Source organism: Telluria sp. B2, assembly GCF_051789535.1.
Classification (GTDB): domain Bacteria; phylum Pseudomonadota; class Gammaproteobacteria; order Burkholderiales; family Burkholderiaceae_D; genus Telluria.
This window is the reverse complement of record NZ_CP196525.1, coordinates 3135029-3153920: the sequence shown is the minus strand read 5'-3', so window position 1 is coordinate 3153920 and position 18892 is coordinate 3135029. Positions and strand designations below refer to the sequence as shown.

Annotated in this window: 14 protein-coding genes; 3 read left to right on the top strand and 11 right to left on the bottom strand. The window is 62.2% G+C overall.

All coding sequences use genetic code 11. The features are described from left to right. Position 1 precedes the first annotated feature (1 nt). The 6 genes from ACSUZJ_RS14025 to ACSUZJ_RS14000 form a co-directional block, all read right to left on the bottom strand. A complete protein-coding gene (locus ACSUZJ_RS14025; protein WP_499409083.1) occupies positions 2-367 on the bottom strand; it encodes a copper-binding protein in 366 nt (121 codons plus the stop codon). A gap of 47 nt (positions 368-414) precedes the next feature. Continuing rightward, entirely contained in the window at positions 415-1806 is a 1392-nt protein-coding gene (locus tag ACSUZJ_RS14020) for a multicopper oxidase family protein (RefSeq protein WP_499409081.1), read from the bottom strand. Positions 1807-1823: 17 nt separating this feature from the next. After that, entirely contained in the window at positions 1824-3239 is a 1416-nt protein-coding gene (locus ACSUZJ_RS14015) for a TolC family protein (RefSeq protein ID WP_499409079.1), read from the bottom strand. Between the two features lie 13 nt (positions 3240-3252). Continuing rightward, positions 3253-3594, bottom strand: coding sequence for a hypothetical protein (locus tag ACSUZJ_RS14010; protein WP_499409077.1), 342 nt, complete (start codon positions 3592-3594; stop codon positions 3253-3255). Positions 3595-3702: 108 nt separating this feature from the next. After that, positions 3703-4122: a hypothetical protein gene (locus tag ACSUZJ_RS14005; protein WP_499409075.1), complete on the bottom strand. Its 420-nt coding sequence runs from the start codon at positions 4120-4122 to the stop codon at positions 3703-3705. 177 nt (positions 4123-4299) lie between these two features. Continuing rightward, positions 4300-5193 (bottom strand): LysR family transcriptional regulator, encoded by an 894-nt coding sequence (locus ACSUZJ_RS14000; protein WP_499409073.1) that lies wholly within the window; start codon positions 5191-5193, stop codon positions 4300-4302. A 172-nt stretch (positions 5194-5365) separates the two neighbouring features. Between ACSUZJ_RS14000 and ACSUZJ_RS13995 the strand changes: the two genes are divergently transcribed. Further along, positions 5366-5800, top strand: a complete 435-nt coding sequence (locus ACSUZJ_RS13995; RefSeq protein ID WP_499409071.1) for a PACE efflux transporter — start codon at positions 5366-5368, stop codon at positions 5798-5800. 128 nt (positions 5801-5928) lie between these two features. Here the strand turns inward: ACSUZJ_RS13995 and proX are convergent, their stop codons facing one another. The 4 genes from proX to ACSUZJ_RS13975 form a co-directional block, all read right to left on the bottom strand. Beyond that, positions 5929-7041: a glycine betaine/L-proline ABC transporter substrate-binding protein ProX gene (proX, locus tag ACSUZJ_RS13990; protein WP_499409069.1), complete on the bottom strand. Its 1113-nt coding sequence runs from the start codon at positions 7039-7041 to the stop codon at positions 5929-5931. Positions 7042-7060: 19 nt separating this feature from the next. Beyond that, a complete protein-coding gene (proW, locus tag ACSUZJ_RS13985) occupies positions 7061-8158 on the bottom strand; it encodes a glycine betaine/L-proline ABC transporter permease ProW (RefSeq protein WP_499409067.1) in 1098 nt (365 codons plus the stop codon). Continuing rightward, on the bottom strand, positions 8155-9390 hold the full coding sequence (proV, locus tag ACSUZJ_RS13980) for a glycine betaine/L-proline ABC transporter ATP-binding protein ProV (RefSeq protein ID WP_499409065.1): 1236 nt from the start codon (positions 9388-9390) through the stop codon (positions 8155-8157). Before proV ends, proW begins: the two co-directional genes overlap by 4 nt. Before the next feature lie 2836 nt (positions 9391-12226). Further along, complete coding sequence (locus ACSUZJ_RS13975; RefSeq protein WP_499409063.1) at positions 12227-13303, bottom strand: DNA-binding protein; 1077 nt, start codon at positions 13301-13303, stop codon at positions 12227-12229. 263 nt (positions 13304-13566) lie between these two features. Here ACSUZJ_RS13975 and ACSUZJ_RS13970 point away from each other — a divergent pair, with 263 nt between their 5' ends. Both ACSUZJ_RS13970 and ACSUZJ_RS13965 read left to right on the top strand, forming a co-directional pair. After that, on the top strand, positions 13567-14550 hold the full coding sequence (locus ACSUZJ_RS13970) for a ComEC/Rec2 family competence protein (protein ID WP_499409061.1): 984 nt from the start codon (positions 13567-13569) through the stop codon (positions 14548-14550). Further along, positions 14550-15671 (top strand): patatin-like phospholipase family protein, encoded by a 1122-nt coding sequence (locus ACSUZJ_RS13965; RefSeq protein ID WP_499409059.1) that lies wholly within the window; start codon positions 14550-14552, stop codon positions 15669-15671. The genes ACSUZJ_RS13970 and ACSUZJ_RS13965 overlap by 1 nt, the downstream gene beginning before the upstream one ends. Positions 15672-15915: 244 nt before the next feature. Here ACSUZJ_RS13965 and ACSUZJ_RS13960 read toward each other — a convergent pair whose 3' ends face one another. Next, on the bottom strand, positions 15916-18885 hold the full coding sequence (locus ACSUZJ_RS13960) for a Tn3 family transposase (protein ID WP_499409057.1): 2970 nt from the start codon (positions 18883-18885) through the stop codon (positions 15916-15918). Positions 18886-18892: the final 7 nt, after the last annotated feature.

Below are 18892 nucleotides of genomic sequence, written 5' to 3'. Positions count from 1 at the left end.
GTTACTGCGCCTTTTCCAGCTGCACGATGGTCACGGCGCCGTTGACGCGGTCGGCTGCGAACCGGACCTTGTCGCCGACCTTGACCTGCTCGAGCATGGCCGGATCCTGCACCCGCAGGACCATGGTCATCGCGGCCATGTTGAGGTTCCTGATCTCGCCGTGGCGCAGCGTGACTTTCCCGGTCTCCCTGTCGACCTTCCTGACTTCGCCCTCGGTAAGATCGGCCGGGGCAGTCGCCTGGTGACCGGCATGGCCGGCGTGGGCATCCTGCCCGCCGTGGGCATCGTGCGCGCCTTCCTGGGCCGAGGCAAATGCGCCTGCGGCGGCCATCACGATCGTCAGGGTCAGTTTCGAGAGTGCGTTCATTATTATTCCTCTTGTCGGTTCAGTTGTCGTGGTTAAAAAATTCTGGATCAGTGATGGCCCTGGTGGCCCCGGGGCTTGCGAACGGTGACTTCGACCTCCGGCGTTTTTGCGGCCGGCAGGGCCTGGCCGCCCGCGTCCTGGCTGCGCACGGCTGCGGGCGGCTCGCCCTTCCACTCGTAGGCCACCGTACCGGAGGGGTGCTTGTACCAGCCCGGGTCCATGTAGTCGCCGCGCTTCTGGTCCTTGCGCACTTTCAGGAGGGTGAACATGCCGCCCATCTCGATGCCGCCGAAGGGGCCCTGGCCCGTCATCATCGGCAGGGTGTTGTCCGGCAGCGGCATCTCCATGTCGCCCATCGAGCCGCCCTTGTCTCCCATGACCATGTAGTCCGGGACCAGTTTCGCGATCTTTTCGGCCACGCCGCGGTGGTCGACGCCGATCAGTGTCGGCACGTCATGCCCCATCGCATTCATGGTGTGGTGGGACTTGTGGCAGTGGAAGGGCCAGTCGCCCGGCTCGCTCGCCACGAACTCGATGGCGCGCATCTGGCCCACCGCGATGTCGGTCGTGACTTCGGGCCAGCGCGACTCGGGCCGGGTCCAGCCGCCATCGGTGCCGGTCACCTCGAACTCGTGCCCGTGCAGGTGGATCGGGTGGTTCGTCATCGTCAGGTTGCCGGCGCGGATGCGCACCCGGTCGCCCTGGCGCACGTTCATCGAGTCGATGCCGGGAAAGGCGCGGCTGTTGAAGGTCCAGAGATTAAAGTCCAGCATCTCGTTGACGCGCGGGGTGTAGCTGCCCGGTTCGATGTCGTAGGCATTCAGCAGGAAGACGAAGTCGCGGTCCACCGCGTGCAGGGCGGGATCCTTTGGGTGCGTGACCCAGAAACCCATCATCCCCATCCCCATCTGCACCATCTCGTCGGCATGCGGGTGGTACATGAAGGTCCCCGCGCGGCGCGCGACGAATTCGTAGACAAAGGTCTTGCCCGGTGCAATGCCCGGCTGGGTCAGGCCGGTGATGCCGTCCATGCCGTTGGGCAGGCGCTGGCCATGCCAGTGGATGCTGGTGTGCTCGGGCAGGCGGTTGGTCACGAAGATGCGCACGCGGTCGCCTTCGACCACCTCGATCGTGGGACCGGGACTTTGCCCGTTGTAGCCCCACAGGTTCGCCTTCATGCCAGGCGCAATCTCGCGCACCACCGGCTCGGCGATCAGGTGGAACTCCTTGACGCCATTGTTCATGCGCCAGGGCAGCGACCAGCCGTTCAGGGTGACGACAGGGTTGTAGGGGCGGCCATTCGGGGGCGGAGGCGGCGGCTGGGTGGCTGCGCTGCCCATGATGGGCGCTTCGGGCAGCGTGGCGGCGCCGGCGCGGCTTACCAGCCCGGCCCCGACGAGCGCCGCGGCGCCCGTGAAGAAATCTCGACGAGAACTCATTACTCTTTCATCCTTGTTCAGTGTTCGGCAGCGGCCTCGGGCGCTGCGGCGCCAACCAGGCTGACCGTCGCGCCGCCGGCGCCGTGGATGGCGGACTGCAGCTCGGTGTCGGCAAGCCAGTAGTCGCGCTGCGCCTCGATGGCGGCGTTCACGCCGTTGATTTGCGCGCGGGCGTCGGCCAGCAGCTCGAAGACGCTCATCAGCATGCCGTTGTAGCGCAGCAGGGTCTCTTCCGAGATCTTTTTACGCAGCGGCACGATCTCGTCCCGGTAGTGCCGGGCCAGGTCGTAGCTGGTGCGGTAGGCCGAATACGCTTCGCGCACCTGGGAACGCGCCGTGATGGCGATGTCGGCCGTGCGGTGCACCGACTGCATGTAGGTCGCTTCGGCCCTGGCGACGCGCGCGCCGCCCCAGTCGAAGAGCGGCAGCGCAAGCTCGATCTCGTAGCCGTTTTCGCGCGGCGAACCGGACTTGCTCGAATTGACGTAGCCGGCGTCGAGCACGTTGACGAAGCCGGTCGTTTTCGACAGGCCGAGGGCGCGCGCGGTGGCTGCCGCGTTCAGCTTCGCCAGCTGGACGTCCAGGCGTTGCTGCATCGCCAGCGACTCGATGTCGGCGGCGTCGCGCGGCGCGCCCGGCAGGTCGGGCAGGCGCTCGGGCAGCTGGAAAGCGGTATCGGCGCCCCACAGGCCCATCAGGCGAGTGAGCCGTTCGCGCGCGGCCGTGGCCTTGTGGCGTGCCCGCGCCAGCTGGGCGGTCGCCTCGGCGGAAAAGGCCTGTTCGCGTGCCTGGTCGAGCGCGCTCAGGTTGCCGACTTTCGCCATGCGGGCGGCCAGCTCGGCGCTTGCCTGTGCGGCTTCGCGCACCTGCTCGGCATACCGGGCCGACTGCGCGGCGGCCACGGCATTGAACCAGGCCTTGCGCGTGTCCGCGGCGAGGCGCACGGCGTCGCTCGCGGCAAGCAGCCTGGCGCCCTCGAAGCGCCGCGACTCGATGTCGCGGCGCAGCGGGATGGTGAGCAGGCCCACCAGGTCGAACATGACGCTGCGTTCGATCTCGGTCTCGCCGCCGCCGGACATGCGGCTGAAGCCGATCGACGGATTGGCCATGCGGCCCGCCTGCACCAGGTCGGCCTCGGCGATGCCGAGTTGCGCCAGCGAGGCGCGCAGGCCGCGGTTGTTGAGCAGGGCCACGCGCACGGCGCTGTCGGCGGACAGGGGCTGTTTCAGCATTTCGCTGAGCTCGGCCTGTGCCAGGCCACCCGCGTCGCCGTGCCGGGGTAGGCGCAGGTCCTGGCCGATGCGCGCGGCGGTCATCGACGAGACGGCGTCGATGCCGCCGTCGCTGGAAAAGCTCGCGCAGCCGGCGAGCGCCAGCACGACCGCGCCGAGCGCGACGCTGCGCACCGCCGAGGTAAATTGTCTTGCTGTCATCTTCGGCCTCGCTTCAGTGGTGCTGGTGGTGTTCACTGGACGCCGGGGCGGGCTTGGCGCGCTGCGGCGGTTCGGTGGACGCAGATGCTGGCGCTGGCGCCTGGTGGCCGGCGTGCGGGCTCTGTCCGCCGACGGCAGCGTTGGCGGCGCGCCAAGAGCGGTCGGGCGTCGGTCCGCCGTCTTTCACGGCCGGTAGATAGTCCTGCATGGCCGAGACATAGGCCGGCGCCGGCACGGCGACGCGTGGATCAGCCGGATCGGGCCTGGGGGAGCGCTGTCCGGCCTGGACGCCGGGCAGGACAGCAGCCAGGGCTGCGAGCAGGCAGCACAGGGCAAGCCAAGGTTTGCGTTTCATTGTTCATCCTCGAAATCGGTAAGCGGGGTGCGCAGGCGCGCACCGAAGCCCAGGCAAGACCGTGGCGGCGTCGGCTGCCGCTGCGGATACCTGGTCGATCAAGCGGATTCAGCGCCGGGGTGGACGTCGGAGACCGTCGGGGATGAAACCCGCGACGGAGTCGGCACGGGTGACGAGGATTGCCTCGGAGCCCTCGAAAGCGGGCAAGGGAAGGGAAAAGGAAGGGGGCGCAACGGCGCCGGCGCAAAACGCCGAGCAGGCACTGCAGGAAGAATGCTTCAGCTTGCCTGCCTTGGCATGCGTGTCATCGTTGTCGGAGGCCGCGTCGGCTGCATGCCCTCCGTGGTGGGCATCGGCCTCACCGTGGGAATCGTCATGCGTCGCATGCATTGCGTGTCCAGCCACCGGCACCGCAGGCGCTGGTGACGGAACCGGCGCGCACGACATGTTGATGGACGCAGCCGCCGCATGGAGCGGCAGGGCGGCCATCAAGAGCCAGACCAGCAATGTCGTGAGCAGACGGTTCATAGATTGGATGAGTATAACACGGCGATTTTGACACCGAAACAAGCGAAGGGCCTGACTGGAGCCAGCGCAAAAGCCAGGGTTCCCGTCAGTCGAACGAGCGGTTCGCTGTACGCATTTCTGGTGCTTTTTTCAGCAAATCGGTGCGCGGAGTCTGCGGTTTCTGTCAGTGCGCATGCATCAACGGCCCGTTTCCCGGTATTCGCTGAACACCTGTCCCATGAAATCCACTACCGCCCTGACGCGCGCGCTCGTGCGCAGGCCGCTGTGCATCGACAGCCAGATATCCTGGTCCAGCTCGGGAATATGGGGAATCGCGGCGACGAGATCCTGCGCGTCGCCTGCGAGAAAGGTCGCAAGCACACCGAGGCCGGCGCCATGGGCGACACCGTCCAGGATCCCCAGCCCGTAACTGCAGCGCATCCATGGCGCCGGGGCGCCAGGCAGCGCCCGCAACCACCGGTCGGACTGGAACTCCGAACGCGGCTCGTCGAAACCGACGAAGGCCAGCTTCGCCCAATCCCGGCTTGCAAGCGCTGCGGCATGGCGCGTCGCGACATCGCGGCTGCAATACAGGCCGAAGGACAAGGTGCCGAGCCGGCGCGTTACCAGGTCGAGCTGTTCGGGGCGATAAGGACGAATTGCAATGTCGGCTTCGCGCCGCGCCAGGTTGTAGGGCCGGTGGGAGGTGACGATCTCGACTTCGACATTTGGATAGGCGTCATGGAAGGGCGCGAAGCGCGTCGTCAGGAAATACGATAGCCACTCGTCGGTATTGATGCGGACCACGCCGGATGCCGCATGGGCGTTTCCCTGATCCCGGGTGCGCTCGACTTCCAGCGCAATCTCGCCCATCTGGCCGGCCAGGGCGAATATATCGCTGCCATACGCTGTCGGAATACAACCGCCCTGGAAACGCTCGACAAGTTTCTGCCCGACCGCTTCCTCGAGCTCGTCGAGCCGGCGCGACATCGTGGCCGGACTCACCCCCGCCTTCCTGGCAGCTCCTCGCAGCGTGCCCTCCTGCACGATGAGCAATAGCAGCCGCAGGTCGTCCCAGTTGAGGTGTTTCATATTTGGAGCATGATGTCTCGGATTTTCCTGTATGCATACATTTATCGAGTATGCGATCATGTTTCCGAAACGTCAATCGCGAAACCGGACCATGCCGTAGAAGGATGTCCGCGCCCGCAACTAAGCCGGCTGCACCCCAATTGCTGCCGGCTTGGCAAGCAAAAGGATTTACATGCGTACTTTTTGGGACCGCGTCCGCCACGCGCTCATGTTCGAGGCCGTGGCGCTGTCCATTTTCATCCCGGGATCGGCAGCGATCTTCCACCAGCCGGTCGAACACATGGGCTTCATCGGCATCGCCTCGGCCACCATCGCAACACTCTGGAACTTCGTGTTCAACCTGGGATTCGACCGCGCGATGCGGCGCCTGCGGGGCAGCGTGGATAAAACAATGGCGATCCGGGTCGTCCACACCTTGCTCTTCGAGGCAGGGCTGGTGATCATGCTGGTCCCCATGATCGCCTGGTACCTCGGCGTCGGCCTGTGGGCGGCGCTGATGATGGATATCGCGATCGTCATCTTCTACCTGGTCTACGGCTTCCTGTTCAACATCGCCTACGACCGCATGTTTCCCATTGCCGCCACGGCCGCGCCGCACGGCGCCTGAGGGCGGCAATCCCGTCCGGCATTCGAGCGGAGCGCGCTGCGTGCGTGCCAGGGGGCTTGCAAGCCGGTAAAAGCTTGCCCAGCCGTCGAAAGCGTGGTGGAGCGCTGCTTCACGCAGCCGGCGGTCGCTCAGGGCTGCGCGGGAGCTTGCGCAGCAGCTTGCGCAGCGTCGTCAGGCGCCAGCGCTCCCGCACCAGGTTTCGCCGCCGCCAGTGCCTGGGCAATCCAGCTGTCGAACAGCTGCTGGTGGTACTTGATCCAGCCTTCCGTATGGCGCGCGATATCGGCCTGCGTGTTTTCGCCATCGCGCATGCGCTCGTTCTGCGCATTGATGTCGGCAATCGGCAGCCGCATGACCTCGAACAGCCTGACGGCGGCGGGATTCGCGTCGGCCCAGGCGCGATTCACGACGAAACGCGTCGTGTTGACCGAGAAACCATAGTCGCTGCCATCGTCGAGACGGGTATTGGCGTTCTGCGGATTCGACGAGAACGGCACCTGCAGCCAGACGACATCCTTGCCCGGTACCAGTACCCCGCTCACCCAATAGGGTGTCCAGGTGTAGTACAGGATGGGTTCGCCCCGCTTGTAGCGGCCGATCGTATCGGCGATCAGCGCGGAATAGCTGCCCTGCACGTGCTGGACCGTCGCGCGCAGCTTGTAGGCGTCCATGTGGCGCTCGATCATCGCCTCGCAGCCCCAGCCCGGATTGCAGCCGGTGAGGTCGGCCTTGCCGTCGCCGTCGTGGTCGAACAGTCTGGCCAGCTCCGGGTCGCGCAGCTGGTCGATGTTCGTGATGTTGTACTTCTCGGCCGTCGCCTTGTCGACCAGGTAGCCCTGGGCGGCCGGGCCTGCATACTGGCCGGTGCGCAGCAACTTGGCGTCGCCGCCCGCATTGTCGTAATAGTCCTGGTGCAAGGGGTCCCAGTGCACCGCCAGGAAGGTGGCGTCGCCATTGGCAATGGCGATGTGTGCGGTCGGGTACTCGACTTCCTTGATCGGCTGCGGCTCGTAGCCCAGCTTTTCCAGGGCGCGGTCGACCAGCATGGTCTGGAAGGTCTCTTCGGCGATCGCACTCTGGAGCGCCTGCACCTTGATGCCCTTGCCGGGCAGGCCGGCTTCCGGCGTTTGCGCCATGGCCAGGCCGGTCGTCAGGGTGAGGGCGGCCAGCGCCAGGGCCGACAACCATTGAAACTTGCGCTTCGTTTTATAGGTGAGCTTGAAGTGTTCGATATGCTGCATCGGTGTCCTTTCTTTTATCTTATCGTGCGGTAACTGGCGTGGCCGGCGCGGCCGCTTCGCCGCGGGCCGGACTGCTCCGTACCAGGCGCAGGATGAAACCGGCCGGGCCGGTCTGGTACCAGTGACGCACGCCGCGGCGCGGCTGCCCCATTGCCTGCGTCAGGCGGTCCAGCGTGATGGCCAGCAGCACGATGCCGAGACCGCCCACGGTTGCCAGGCCCATGTCCAGGCGGCCGATGCCGCGCAATACCATCTGGCCCAGGCCACCGACCGCGATCATTGAGGCGATCACCACCATCGACAGCGACAACATCAGCGACTGGTTGATGCCGGCCATGATGGACGGCATCGCCAGCGGGAACTGCACGCGGGTCAGCAACTGCCAGGGCGAGGCGCCATAGGCGCGCGCCGCCTCGATCAGGTCCGGCCTGACCTGACGAATGCCGAGATTGGTCAGGCGCACCAGCGGCGGCAGGGCGAAGATGATGGTGACGATGACGCCAGGCGCATTGCCGATACCAAACAGCATCACCACCGGGACCAGGTACACGAAGGCAGGCGTGGTCTGCATCGCGTCCAGCAGGGGGCGCAAGATGCTTTGCGCGCGGTCGCTGCTGGCCAGCAGGATCCCCAGCGGCAGGCCGATCGCCAGGCAGAACGCGAGCGAAGTCAGCACCAGCGACAAGGTGATCATCGCCTCCGGCCAGACGCCCAGCATGGCCAGGACCAGCAGCGCCAGCACGGTGCCGACCGCCAGCGCGCGGCTGGTGAACTGCCAGGCCAGCAAACCGATGATGGCGATCACTGCCAGCGCGGGCGCGGCCAGCAGGACGTGGCTCGCACCGCTCAGGGTCGCGTCGATCGGCGCGCGCACGGCCTGGAACAAGGGGCGGAAATGCGCGACAACCCAGCCCAGGCCGTCGTTGATCCAGGATTGCAGCGGCAGCGAGCCGTCAAGGATCTGCGTCAGGCTGACACCTTCGGCGTGCCCGGGCGCGACGGCCGGACCTGCCGCGTCGAGCCAGGAAGTGTCGCCCGGCGGGGTCGGCAGCCATGGGTTGATCTGGGCAGCTTGCGCGGCTGCCGGTTCTACTACGGTAGCGGTACTGGAATTCATGCTTGTCCTTTCTGGGTCTGGGGCTCAGGAATCGGGGGCGTGTCGCGGTCGAGGAACTTCAGCAAGGTGGTCTTGCTGATGGCGCCGCGGAAGCCGCCGTCGCTGCCCACCACCGGGACCGCGTACGGCAGCTGCGCCACCTGGCCGAACAGGCCTGCGACGGGGGCGTCCGCATCGATGGTCTGCACATCCGGCAGGTAGGCATGCGCCAGGCCGAGCGGACCGGTATGGCCCTCGAGCGCGCTGCGCAGCGAATCGGCCGACACCACGCCGAGGAATTCGCGCCTGGGACTCACGACATAGGCGTAGGCCCGGTCCTGCTCCTCCAGCATCGACAAGGCCGCGCGCGAACCGCGGGTAGGGGATTCCGACACCACGATCTGGCTCTTGCGGGCAATATCGCCGGCCTTGAAGACGGCCGCCGCGTCGACGCCGTGCACGAAGTTGCGCACGTAGTCGTTGACAGGCTTGCGCAGGATTTCTTCGGGCGTGCCCACCTGCACCACATGGCCGTCCTTCATGATGGCGACGCGGTCGCCGATGCGCATGGCTTCGTCGAGGTCATGCGAGATGAAGACGATCGTACGGCGCTTGATCTGCTGCAGGCGCAGCAACTCCGATTGCATCTCGGTGCGCATGATCGGGTCCAGCGCCGAAAACGCCTCGTCCATCAGCAGGATCGACGGGTCGCTGGCCAGCGCGCGCGCCAGTCCCACACGCTGCTGCATGCCGCCGGACAGTTCGTCCGGATAACTGGCGCCATAGCTTGCGAGGCCGACCTGTTCCAGCGCTTCCCGGGCCAGCGCATGGCGCTCGGCTTTGGGCATGCCGGCCAGTTCCATGCCGAATGCAGTATTGTCGAGTACGGACACATGCGGCAGCAGCGCGAAGGACTGGAACACCATGCTGATGTCCTTGCGGCGCAGGGCGCGCAACTGCGCGTCGGGCAGGGTATTGATGTCGTCGCCGTCGATCAGGATGCGGCCGGCGGTCGGCTCGACCAGGCGGTTGAGCATGCGCACCAGCGTGGACTTGCCCGAACCGGACAGGCCCATGATGACGAAGATCTCTCCCGCCTCGATGGTAAAGGTGGCGTCGAACACACCGATCGTGCATCCGGTCCTGGCCAGGATATCCTGCTTGCTGGCGCCCTCGCGGACGAGCGCGAGCGCCTCTTCGGGCTGGTCGCCGTACACTTTGAAAACATGGTCGATGACGATCTGTTTTGCCACGTTGTGGTTCTCCTTCGATTTGGCGAATGGAATGAAACCCTGCAGCCATTGGCGCTAACGGGAATCAAGAGACCCTGAGCCGTCGGCAATGCAGCGGCGCAGGGGCGCGCGCAGGCGACGGAAAAGGGGCGAGACACGCATCGCGGCGGGCGGATGCCGTACATGGGTGTCATACGCGTGTTAAAAGAGGCTGGGATTCAGGACTTTTAATCACGCAGGCGCCGGGTAAGTACAAGGCGCCGGGATATTTGACGGGAAATCGCGTCAAATGATTACGGGATGCGGGCGCATGGCCCAAGAATTATTTCCCACGCATTGCATGGAAAACGGTGTGCAGCAGAGGTGTTACTGAAGGTATTTGTTGTAAATTGTGCTCAATTGTAGAGTAAAGATACAAGAAAGTCAATTGGCTTCCCAAATCGGATGTGCTAGTAATATATTTACCGACGCTCGCCCTGCGATGTCAGGGAGCGCGCCAAGTCCGGTCGATAACGCGGCCGGTTGCCTTTGAATGCGCCAGCATAGCGTTCCGGGGCTGTCCCACCGGTGTGATGGCCACGAGCGTCTGCCGCCTCGATGCCAGCCTCGCGCCAGACGCTTGCGCCAGCGGGTGAGGGCGCGGGTGCGCTACTCCTGCAATTCATGCCTCCGAGCTGGCCGGGGCAGCGGCGCTGAGGCATAGGCGCCGCTGTCGTTGTTCGCGGGCCTTTCGTCTTCACGGGCGGCCCGGTGCCAGTGCGACACGCAAGGGGCGACAGCCACGCCTCGAGGGCATCGGCTCTTCAACGGCCGCCCGGGCTGGTGCTTGCTGATCGGCGCTGTCGACGGCGCCGGGCAGGACCAGGCAATGCCACCAGGACGAGGCCGGCAAGGAGGTATTGAAGACGACAGCGCACCGCAAGCCAAGGCAGCGGACACGGTGAACGCGCTGCCTGGTTACGCGCCTCTGACCGCTGGAGAACGCGCGCTGAACGAACAGGCCGAACAAGCGGAGCTGGCGCCCGGAGGCCGGCTGGGCAGGAACCGGACTATTTGGCGCTCGTCATCGGCAAGCCGCAAGATGGTTGGCCAGGGCCTTGTCGTCCGTGGGGCCGGCGCCAGACGGGTGTTATTGGAGTTTGCCGCTGCAATTGGAGTTTGCCGCTGCATCGACCAGGGACGAGGATGGGCCGACTTTCGAGTAGATCCGAGCGGAGTCCTTGGAATGCCACGATGAGCGCTTTCGTGGATCGGGTCCGAAGAGACGGCAAAACGTGGTACAGAGGGTCGAAAGACCCGGATGAAGCCGTCAACGGCAAGAAAACCAAATAAGCGCATAATCTATATTATGTTAAATGCGGTGTTGATTTATGTGCTGGCGGGTCCCCTGTCCAGCCTTCCGGCGAACTAAAAGTGTACACTTAGACGAACTAAATTTGAGACTCGCCGGAAGTTGCGAACTAATTTTGAGACATCCATAGGGTTCAGTTGCCTCCTCGGCTCCATAAGAACTTTGGACGTTTCTGTGCGTGGCCTGTAGCCCTGCGTCTGCCGCTCTCTATAAGCGCTTGGAGACGCTTGCGGAAGCCTGCCCCTAGGACTCGTCCCTCCGTGCGTTGTGATCGAGTCCCATGCTGTCAAACTCTGGGCAAATCCAGCAGCCTTTACTTACTTCGAGTGGACGCCGGCGAAGCGCGGATACGCGGCATGACGCCTCGGCAGAATAATCACGAACGCATTCGGCGGCCGCGATTGGCTGAAGTGAGGTGTCCGAGCCTACAGGGGCCACTGGTTGCGCCGCCCAGGCGGCAATCAGTGGCACAGCTCGGGAATTGAAAGTCAGCATCCTCCGTCGTGCCAGTGGACGTAAAGAAGTCGCCGCGGAACAACGCGGGGCTGACGTGCAGCGTAGATTACCGTGCGCTGCCGGATGGTTGCTCGAGTTTGCTTCGCACGAAGGCATCGAGCGGATAATCCGCCATTGTTGTTTGCGTTCGCCGTTTGGCAGAGAGGGAAATGATTGCCTTTCGAGTGGCCCGCGAGTGGCGTTGCCCCGACCACGTCTTGCTCGCTGTAAGGATCCCAACATCTTCGCCAGATTCGAGGTGTCCGCGCACGGTTCGCATGTCACGCGCGTCGAACTGGACAATCAGTTTATGACCGATCGCTTCCGGCATGCTCGCGAGCGACTCATTAGTATATTTAACCTGATCGATGCATACGTAAGGTCGCGTGCCTTTCGCAGCGTCGCCTCGAACTATCTTTTGCTCGACAACGACTTCAAGCCCCGAATTTGACTCAGCGGGCACACCTAACGGTCTCTCTAGCATGATTTCCTCCGGACGAAAGGATTGCGGTCTGGTTCGATGCGACGCTATCGGTTGCGGCCAGGTCGAGTGCTATACGCAATGCGCAATGTTTTGCAAGTGATTCTGATCGCCTGGCCGGTGAACGAGTAAATCCAAAAGCAGTCAAGCGGCCAAAATATCATTACTCAGCAGGGATCACTGCTCCGGTTCCGAATAAAATTTGGAAAATGCCCAACTCGACAATATAAAACCTAATGTCGAGTTCGCATTACGACGCAATTCGATGTAGATCGAGTAATTACTTCCCTTTTAGCAGAGGGCAAACGCTCACACCTAAAAGCTCTTCCTATTTACACCTCAATCTACCCTGAAAACACAGATTTGTGGTTTCTGCAATTTCAGGGCATATTCAGGTGTGTCTCGATGCCTCACTTATTTCGACCCATTCATTAGGTGTATCAGTCATGAAGGCGTGGTCATGAAGGCGTGGATCAGCGAAGAAGGGGGCGATATATGGTGATCTTGGTATGTGCTTAGCTGCACCTCCCCTACCCATCGCCACGGCTGGGTGCCTTTCGTAGCGACTTCTTACCGGTGTTGATCTGTGTACTTCGTTTCGGGCTTCCCTTCCGTTCGATGTGATACCTCTCTATTTCTTCGTGCAGTTGATCGGCTCGAGCTTTCTCGCCGCTTGCCTGCCGTGCCGCCACCTCTAGCTGCGCGCGTATCTGCACAAGCTCGTCACGCTCACGGTCTCGTTCTCTCGTGAGTGTGTTGACCGTGCTTTCCAGGCCACCGACATGTTGGCGCAACTGTCCAATCGTCTCCTGCCCTGCACTAAGATCCGATCGGAGTCGTTCGGTCACGGAAAGGTGCACGGATCGTTCTGCCTCAAGACTTTTCTGGAGCTTGGACACTACCGTGCGCTCGTGATCGATCTCACGAAGTGCACGTTTCTCCATGTCGGCATACCGTCGTTCTGCTAACTGCGTGCGCTCGTCCAGCTTTGTCCGTTCCGCTGCGCGCTCTTCGTGCGATCGGTCCAGCCTTAACTGGATGTCCTGCATCTGGCGATTGAGGTCCTCTAGCCGTGCTTCGAGACCAGCATTGACTGCCGCGGCCGCGGCCAATTCCTGCCGCAGTTGTAAAACAAGCTCCTCGCTCGTACGCAGTTGAGCACGTGCGTCTTCAAGCACCTTTGAAACTGCTGAGTGGGCTGCTTGCGCTTGCGCTTCGCCGGCTTTTGCCTCATCCACCTCTGCTGCAGCTTCGGTCCGGTATTCGGCCAGAGCGTCCTGCGATATGGTCTGGGCAGACCTCCAGATCGCAGCGACCATATCACCGGCCGCAGCCTTGAGCTCGTCTGGCAGGTCTGCATGCTCGACCGTTACGGCCGAACGCTCCCGCAACGTACTCCAAAAGTGATTGAGCGCCTCGGTTGGCGCCGACATGCTCCCCTTGCGCACAAGTTGATAGAGCTTGTTCGCCGTAGGCGTGATGCCGAAGCGGAAGAACAATAGGATGCAGACCTCGCGGTAAAGGTCTTGGGTGCGTGGAAATCGTTGGCGCAGCTCCGCAATACCCGCAGCAATAGCGTTTTCGCTTGAATGCTCTTCTGTTTTCACGTGCGCCGCCTGGAGAGTGGAAAATAAATAATATAACGTATTACGTTAGGAACTTGATACCCTCCTCCAGAAATATGACATTATTCTTATAATGTCAGCGCCGCCATCGAATCTTGGTCAAGCGTCGTCGCCCCGCGCCGAGTGCGGTAATTTCCTCCTTCCTTTGACTTTTCGAGTTCTCAGGCGCAAGATTTGGAGCTAGCAACCTCGTCAGCTGGCTATCTGCCGGTGCGGACGTAGCCAGACAGCCTAGCGGAGAAATTTTGAATCTCAACGATATCGTTTTAGCTACCAAGGCCCTTTTTCCCCAGTTACGCGTAGGCCCTACGAGGTTCCGTGGATACCGCCTGGGATGCGCTGGGGCTTCGTTTTCGTATTTCGACGGGCGCACGTTCACCCTCATCGAAGCCCGCGTGAACGATTGCAACCGAGCAAGTATCGCGCAGGAGCTTCAGATCTGCGGGAAACGACATATCGGCGTCCTGCACATCACCAGCTGGGATCGCGACCATTGCAACCTTTCGGAACTGCGTGAGATTCTGGACGTGTGGCGTCCGACCCGTGTGGAATACCCCGGATACGAGCCCACTACCAACTGCGGGGTGGCCTGTCGTGACCTGATTCGCGAGTACGCTCGCGGTGGTGCGACGCGGCTCAGTGCCATCGCTTACACACCGGCCTACATCAAAGGCTTGGAAACTGGCGCCGGCTACGGATACAAAGACCTGGTCTACCATCCGAAGACCCTCTACGACAAATCGAACGACAATTCGACGGTGAAGCTGTACCGGACCGGTTGCTTCAATGTGTTGAGTCTCGGCGACGTGGAATCGCCAGCTATTGCTGCACTCATCAAGTCGTGCCGGATTGCGCGCGGGGAAATCGATGTGTTGCTGATGCCGCACCATGGAGCCGATAACGGCTTCCTGACCAGTGACGTGCTCGATGAGATTCGGCCCCGTCTCGCGGTATGCGGCGTAGACCATGACAACCAGTACGGCCACCCTGCCCCTACTCTTCGACAACTGCTCGGCCGCAAGGAGATCCCGTTCGCGACCACGATTCGTGGCGATGTTCTGGTCTACTCGGAGAACGGGACGTCGCATGTGCGCTGGCTGGATACGATGGGCGCCACGACCCAGGTTCACAAGCACGGTTTTTTTGAGCCGAAGAAATTCGACAAGCTGAAGCACAACGCTGACTCTATCCGTGCGCGTCAGATCGGCGCCCCTTACCGCCGATTCTGATGAGTAAAAATGTCTCGCCACGCCTGGCCCTCGTGCTGTCTGGAGGGGGAATTCGTGCCATGGTGTTCCACCTTGGCGTGCTGCGATATTTGGCTGAGCGTAACGCACTCGAGCATGTGCAGCGCGTGTCGACGGTGTCCGGCGGTAGCCTGCTTGTCGGTCTGATCCTGCAAGAGTCGAATTACGAATGGCCGAGTTCCAGCAGCTTCATTTCGGATGTCTACCCTGCCTTGCGTCGTAAGCTCTGCGCGCGCAGCTTACAGTGGGGCGCGGGACGCCAACTCCTCAGGCCTTGGAACCTACGCTACCTGTTCTCGCGCGCGAACCTGCTCGCCCTCGCCCTGGAAAGGGAATGGGGTGTCGTACGTAAGGTCTCCGCCCTCCCCTGTACGCCCGAGTTGTCGATCAATGGCACCACTGCCGAGAACGGCAAGCGCTTCCGTTTCAAACGCGACTCTATCGGTGACTATACGATTGGCTACGCCTCGCCTCGAAACTTTCCGTTGTCGAGCGCTCTGGCCGTGTCAGCCGCTTTTCCTGGGGGCTTTGGCCCCTTGGTGCTGAGGGCGGACCGCTTTGAATGGCGCCGACGCAGTTGGAATGCACCAGTCGGAAGTGAAAGCGTAGTCGACATTGGCTACAAGAACCTGCATTTATACGACGGGGGCGTTTACGACAACCTGGGACTTGAGCCCTTTTTCGATGCTGGCCGAGGCGCTCCCAAACTCGACGGGGAAAAAATTATTGTCAGTGATGCCGGCGCTCCGCTCCAACCTGGATTTTCTGGATTCGCGATTAATCCTTGGAGGCTTAAACGTGTTGCAGACATCATGTCCGAACAATCACGGGCACTACGCGTTCGCGCGTTCGCTCACTACCTACAAAGCAATCCGGGCCAAGGAGCGTACGTGTATATCGACACTCCCGTTACGGCGGATTCCCCTCGGCAATGTCGACGAGCGAGTTTCGCATCTTGTTACCCTACTACGCTGCGTCGCCCGACTTTACGAGACTTCGATGCCATTGCCGAACACGGATATCAAGTAGCAGCAAAGGTCGAGGCCGAATTCGGCCTCGGTTTGTCCGCTGAGTTCTTGCAGCCCGGTCTGCGCGGCACGTGATTCTCCCCAAAATTTCGAGCCCGAATAAGCGCGTGAATGTTTTGTCCTGATGACCGCTTTACTTGAGGGATGGTAAAAGATAAAGTGTCAATGTTGCAACTATGATTTCCCCTCAAACAAAGGCGGCAAAATGGCGACCAGGCAGACTAAGCACATCCTCAAGTTTTATCCAGTAGGTCACGGTGACACAACCCAAATCATCTTGGGGCGAACAGGGAAAACGGAAAAAATTGGGCGCTAAGCCCTATTGCTGACCGTTGAAGTCACGCAGTGGCCGATATTTGCCCTCGTCGACCTTCCGGTTCTGCCTCCAGACGTAATCCCCGGTCAGGTTGATGTGCTCCCACCCCAACGGCGACAGAAACTGCAGCATGCCGTCGTCGGCCAGCTTGCCAGATTCGCGTAGGGCATGAGTTGCCTTCTCCAGATAGACCGTATTCCACAGCACGATGGCGGCCGTTACCAGGTTCAAGCCACTGGCGCGGTACCGCTGCTGTTCGAAAGTTCGGTCACGGATTTCACCCAGCCGATGAATGAAGACCGCCCGGGCCAGTGCGTTGCGCGCCTCCCCCTTGTTCAGGCCTGCGTGTACGCGCCGGCGCAGTTCGACGTTTTGGAGCCAGTCCAAGATGAACAGCGTGCGCTCGATGCGCCCCAGCTCGCGCAGCGCGATCGCTAGACCATTCTGGCGAGGATAGCTGCCGAGTTTGCGCAGCATGAGGGATGCCGTGACGGTACCGTGTTTGATCGAGGCGGCCAGGCGTAGTACCTCGTCCCAGTGCGCACGCAGGTGCTTGATATTCAAACTGCCGCCAATCATCGACCGCAGCGCCGGATGATCCGTCACCTTGCCGGGCACGTACAGCTTCGTGTCGCTAAGGTCACGGATGCGCGGCGCAAACCGAAAGCCCAGCAGGTGCATCAGCGCGAACACGTGGTCGGTGAAGCCCGCGGTGTCGGTGTAGTGCTCCTCGATGCGCAAATCCGATTCGTGGTACAGCAAGCCGTCGAGCACATAGGTCGAGTCGCGCACGCCGACGTTGACGACCCTGGTGCTGAACGGGGCGTATTGGTCGGAGATATGGGTGTAAAACAGCCTGCCCGGCTCGGCGCCGTATTTGGGGTTAATGTGGCCTGTACTCTGCGCCCTGCCACCGGCGCGGAAGCGCTGGCCGTCCGACGACGATGTAGTGCCGTCGCCCCAGTTCTCGGCGAACGCATGCTTGAATTGGGCATTGACGAGATCGGCCAGTCCCGCCGCATAAGTCTCGTCTCGAATGTGCCAGGCTTGCAGCCACGACAGCTTTGCATAGGTCGCACCTGGGCTCGATTCCGCCATCTTAGTCAGGCCGAGATTGATGGCGTCGGCGAGGATCGCCGACAGCAGCAGCGTGCGGTCCTTGGCCTGTTCGCCGCTTTTGAGGTGGACGAAATGGCGGGTAAACCCGGTCCAGTCGTCCACGTCCATTAGAAGTTCAGTGATCTTGATACGCGGCAGCAGGCCTCCGGTCAGGTCAATCAGCGCTTGCGCCTCGTCCGGCACCACGGCATCCTGCGGACTGATCCGCAACCCGGTTTCAGTGACGATCGCGTCGGGCAGCTCATTGGCCAATGCCAGGCGGTTGACCGTAGCCAGCTGTTTTTCGAGCAGCAGCAAGCGGTCATGCAGATATTGGTCGCAGTCCTGGTTGACCGTGATCGGCAGCTCATGCGCCGTCTTCATGGCGTCGAACTTCGTCGCCGGTAGCAGGTATTCCTCGAAGTCACGGAACTGCCGCGATCCCTGCACCCAAACGTCGCCAGACCGCAGCGAGTTTTTCAGCTCCGACAATACACAGATTTCGTAGAAGCGGCGATCAAGCCCCTCATCGGTAATGACGAGCGGCTTCCATCGCGCCTTGACGAAAATGACCGGCGCGTCGTCAGGCACCTTGCGCGCACCGGTCCTGTTCAGCTCGCGCAGCACGTCGATCGCGTCGAGGACCGCCTGCGCGGCCGGCGCCGCCTTCAGCTTGAGCACATCCAGGAACTCCGGCGTATAGCGGCGCAGCGTGCTGTACTGCTCGCCAACCAGGGACAGGTGATCGAACGACTCGGGCTGGGCCAGCTGGCCGGCCTCGGTGACGCTCTGTGCGAAGTCCGACCATGGCAGGATCGCCTCGATCGCCGCGTACGGATCGCCGCCCGATTCCTTGGCCTCGACCAGTGCGCGGCCGACCCTCGAGTATAAGCGAACCTTGTCGTTGATCGCTTTGCCCTGTTTCTGGAAGTCCTGCTGATGCTTATTCTTGGCGGCGCTGAACAGCTTGATCATGATGCGGTCGTGCAGGTCGACCAGTTCGTCGGTCACCGTGGCCATGCCCTCGATGGCCAAAGCCGCCAGCGTTGCATAGCGTCTTTCGTCCTCGAATTTGGCCAGGTCGCGCGGTGTCATCTGCGCACCTTCGCGCGCGATTTTCAGCAGCCGGTTCTGGTGGATCTGGCGGCCCAGCCCGTCCGGAAGGGCGAGCGACTGGAACACCTTGAGCCGTTCGATGTGCTCGCGCATGTAGCGTGAGTTGGGCTTGAGTGGCGACTGGCGCAGCCACACCAGCCAGGTGATACTCATGTCGGGCGCGACGTTGAGCAGGTTGTCCAACGCCCGCTTGTGGTGGCGCTCCAGCGGCTCGGTCAGCGCGCGGTAGATGCGCCGGTTCGCCCTTGTCACCGCCTCGGCACAGGCCCGCTCGATGACGGCCAGCGCTGGCAGGATGATGCGCTTCTGTCGCAGCGTATCGAGGGAATGGGCGGCCAGAACAATGGCCTTGTCGGTCTGTATCGCGAGATCGGCCAGGCTGTGCACCAGTTTGCGAAAGTCCGACAGCCCGAACACGGACAGTCCCAGGTAAGCGCGCAGCTCGTGCAGGTGCTCGTTGCGTGTCTTCTCCCGCTCGCCATATTCTGGCCAAGCGGCTGCATCGCTTCGTACCTGTTTGGCGATCCAGTGGATGAGCGGGTCTGGCAGCGCCGTGTCGTTGGCCAACGCGTGACCGGGGTAGCGCAAGAGACACAGTTGAACGGCAAAGCCAAGCCGGTTTGCGGCGCCACGCCGCTGCCGGATCAAAGCCATGTCGGCGTCAGTGAAGCTGTATTGCTGGATCAGGTCATCTTGAGTTTCGGGTAATACCAGCAAGCTGTCACGTTCGGTATCGGAAAGCAGTGAGCGGCGTGGCATAAGACGG